Annotated in this window: 3 protein-coding genes and 1 pseudogene; all 4 read left to right on the top strand. The window is 70.7% G+C overall.

Annotated features, from left to right (window positions below):
- A partial coding sequence (locus tag HKK72_RS37520) for an alpha/beta fold hydrolase (protein ID WP_410050386.1) occupies window positions 1–280 on the top strand: 280 nt, incomplete at its 5' end.
- 370 nt (window positions 281–650) lie between these two features.
- Window positions 651–1346, top strand: a complete 696-nt coding sequence (locus tag HKK72_RS37515) for a TetR/AcrR family transcriptional regulator (RefSeq protein ID WP_187239143.1) — start codon at window positions 651–653, stop codon at window positions 1344–1346.
- A 207-nt stretch (window positions 1347–1553) separates the two neighbouring features.
- Complete coding sequence (locus HKK72_RS37510; RefSeq protein WP_187239142.1) at window positions 1554–2465, top strand: ABC transporter ATP-binding protein; 912 nt, start codon at window positions 1554–1556, stop codon at window positions 2463–2465.
- Window positions 2462–3543, top strand: a pseudogene (locus HKK72_RS37505) (ABC transporter permease); the annotation flags it as partial. The gene HKK72_RS37510 and the pseudogene HKK72_RS37505, both read left to right, overlap by 4 nt.

The raw sequence follows: 3543 nt of genomic DNA, 5'->3' as shown, positions 1-3543 counted from the left end.
GTGGTGGGCGGGGATGGAGGCGAACGCGTCCACGCTCGCCTACGACTCCGAGGTCATGGGCGACCTCGCCGGCGGCACGGTCCCGGTCGACCGGGCCCGCGAGGTGACCGCCCCGGCGCTCGTCCTGTGCGGCGGGGCGAGCCCCGCATGGATGATCGACATAGGCAGGCGGGTGGCGGACGCCATGCCGTACGGACGGCACCGTGTGCTGGCCGGCCAGGAGCACGTCGTGCCGCCCGAGATCCTCCTACCGGTGCTGGCGGAGTTCTTCACCGGCTGACGGCGAGGCTCCACGCTCATCGTCACGCTCATCGTCGCCGGCACCTTCGTTCGGCGTGTGCGGATCGGCGGCGGCCGAGGCGCAGCGGGCGGGAGACGCGGCGGTGGAACGCGAACAACTGCATGATCACGGCAGAGATTTCTCTGCCGTGATCATGCAGTTGTTCGTCTCGGTCGCCGCCCCGCCGACCGCCGGACGCTGCCAGTCGCCGCCCGTCCGTCGCCGCCCGTCCGTCGCCGGTTGTCCGGCGCCCCTCAGGCTCGTTCCGTCTCGGCCTTGCGACACCGCAGGCCACTCCCGCGAGCGGCTGTACAAGCGTATGGTATACATGCGTACAGCATGCTGAACGATTGTATTGGGAGTTGTACGGATGGGATCGGCCGAGCGCCCGGAGGACCCGGCGCAAGCGGACCTCACTGCTCGCGCCCGGATCAGGGACGCGGCGATGGTGCAGTTCGCCGAACGAGGCATCAAGGGGGCGACCATCCGCGGCATCGCGGAGGCCGCCGGCGTGTCGCCAGGGCTGGTCCAGCACCACTTCGGTTCGAAGGAGGCGCTGCGTGAGGCCTGCGACAGCCACTCGATGGAGATCATCCGGCGCACGTCCGAGATATCCCCGAGCAAGATGTCAGAGCCCGGCTTCCTGTCGGTCGCTATGCGTACCACCATGCCGGTGCGGCGCTACGTTGCGCGCGCCATGGTCGACGGCTCCCCGGCCGCCGCGGCGCTGTTCGACGAAATGGTCGCCTACACCGAGGAGTACATGCGGCACCCCGCGGCCGGCTTCGGCACGCCGGAGACATCGGACATGCGCGCCTACGCCACCACGATGGTGACCTTCAGCCTCGGTCCTCTCGTGCTCCACGAACACCTGTCCCGGGCACTCGGCGTCGATGTCCTCACCCTCGAAGGATTCCCGCGGCTCGCCCTCGCCATGGTGGAGATACTCTCCGGCGGCCTCGTCAGCCCGGAGATCCTCAGGGACGCACGTGCCGCCTACGAGAAGATGCTGGACGGTTCGCCGGCCCCGCCCTCCACCGGTCCCGGTGAGGAGAGCGATGGCTGAGCCGTCCCGCCCATCGGCCGCGGCTCGAGGCCGTGACCGCGCCGATCGGCTGCCGACCTCGAGTGCGGCGGCACGCAAGGCCGACCCCGACCCGCCGACGCGGCCGTGGCGGGCACGTCCCCGCCATGCGCGCAGTCGGTGGCACGCGGCTCCATCCCAACGGTCCACGTGCCGTCTCATCCCTGATTTATGAGAGGAAATCCCCCCATGAGCGCACAGGCGGAGCCGGCGATCTCGATCTCCGGCCTGCGCAAATCGTTCGGCCGAACGAAGGCACTGGACGGCTTGGACCTCTCCGTCGGCACCGGAGAGGTGCACGGCTTCCTGGGCCCGAACGGCTCCGGAAAGTCGACGACGATCCGGGTCCTGCTCGGGCTGATGCGGGCCGACGCCGGAGAGCTGAGCCTACTCGGTGCCCATCCCTGGCGGGACGCGGTGACGCTGCACCGCCGCCTGGCCTACGTGCCGGGCGACGTGAGCCTGTGGCCGAACCTGACCGGAGGGGAGGCGATCGACCTCTTCGGAGCGCTGCGCGGCGGCCTGGACGAGCGGCGCCGCAAGGATCTCCTGGAGCGGTTCCAGCTCGACCCGACCAAGAAGGCGCGGACCTACTCGAAGGGCAACCGGCAGAAGGTCGCGGTCGTCGCCGCGTTCGCGTCGGACGTCGAACTGTTCATCCTGGACGAGCCCACCTCGGGGCTGGACCCGCTGATGGAGGCGGCCTTCCAGGACTGCGTCCGCGAGGTGAAGAAGCAGGGCAAGACGGTCCTGCTGTCCAGCCACATCTTCTCCGAGGTGGAAGCGCTCTGCGACCGGGTGAGCATCATCCGGGAGGGCAGGACGGTCGAGGCCGGCACGCTGGCCGAGCTGCGCCACCTCACCCGTACGTCGATCACGGTGGAGACCGCCGAGCCCATCACCGGGCTGGTCGAACTGCCCGGGGTGCACGACGTCGACCTGGACACCACGCGGGCGAAGTTCGATGTCGACACCGGTGAGCTCGACCCCGTCCTGCGGTATCTGACCCGGTTCGAGGTCCGCGCGCTCGCCAGCGCCCCGCCGTCGCTCGAGGAACTGTTCATGCGGCATTACGGCGACCGGCTGGAGGAAGCGCGATGACCTCCTACACCGGCACGGCGCGGCTCATCCGGCTCGCGCTGCGCCGCGACCGGGTGCAGCTGCCGATCTGGATCGTGAGCAATGTGATCCTGCTCGCGGTCACGATCCCTTCCACGAACCAGCGATACCCGACCGAGGCGGACCGCATCCAGGTCCTGCGAACCGCCGTCGACACCCCGACCCTCATCGTGTTCCGCGCGGCCCCCACGGGGTCGAGCACGGGAACAATGGCGATGTTCCAGATACTCGCCGGCCTCGCCGTGGTCGCCGCCTTCATGAGCACCCTCGCCGTCGTAAGGCACACCCGGCAGAACGAGGAGACCGGCCGGGCGGAGATGCTCGGTGCGACGGTGATCGGGCGGCACGCGGCGCTGACGGCGGCGCTGGCGGTGACGGCCGGCGCCAACGCCGTGCTGGCCGTACTGCTGGGGTTCACGCTCCTCGGCAACGGCGAGGCCGCCGCGGGCTCCTTCGCGGCGGGCGCGGCGGTCGGCCTCACCGGTATGGCCTTCGCCGCCGTCGCGGCCGGCGCGGCTCAGATCACCCAGAGCGCACGTGCGGCCAACGGCATCGCCGCCGTCGTCGTGGGCGCCGCCTACGTGGTGCGCGGCGCCGGCGACGCGCTCGGCGAGGTGCAGGCGAACGGGTACACGATGGTCAGCGCCTGGCCGACCTGGCTGTCCCCGATCGGCTGGACCACCGAGGTACGCCCGTTCGCCGGTGACCGGTGGTGGGTGCTCGCCCTCCCGCTCGCCCTGATCGCCGCCGGTATCGGGACGGCCTTCGCGCTGACCCTGCGCAGGGACGTCGGCATGGGCATGGTCGCCGCCCGTCCGGGACCGGCCGCGGCGGTACCGCGGCTACTGAGCCCGCTCGGCCTGGCCTGGCGGTTGCAGCGCGGCACGCTGTACGGCTGGGCCGTCGCGGTCACGCTGACCGGCCTGTGCGTCGGTTCACTCGGCAACTCGTTCGCGAAGGACCTCACCGGCGACGACCTTCCCGAGGGGGCGACGAACACCATCAACAGCCTCAGCAGCGGCGACGACGGCAACCTGGTCGACTCGTTCAACGCGGCGAT

Origin of the sequence: Actinomadura sp. HBU206391, assembly GCF_014323665.1 — a bacterium.
Taxonomy (GTDB): domain Bacteria; phylum Actinomycetota; class Actinomycetes; order Streptosporangiales; family Streptosporangiaceae; genus Actinomadura_C.
The sequence above is the reverse complement of the archived record's forward strand: the minus strand, read 5'-3'. Positions and strand labels throughout refer to the sequence as shown.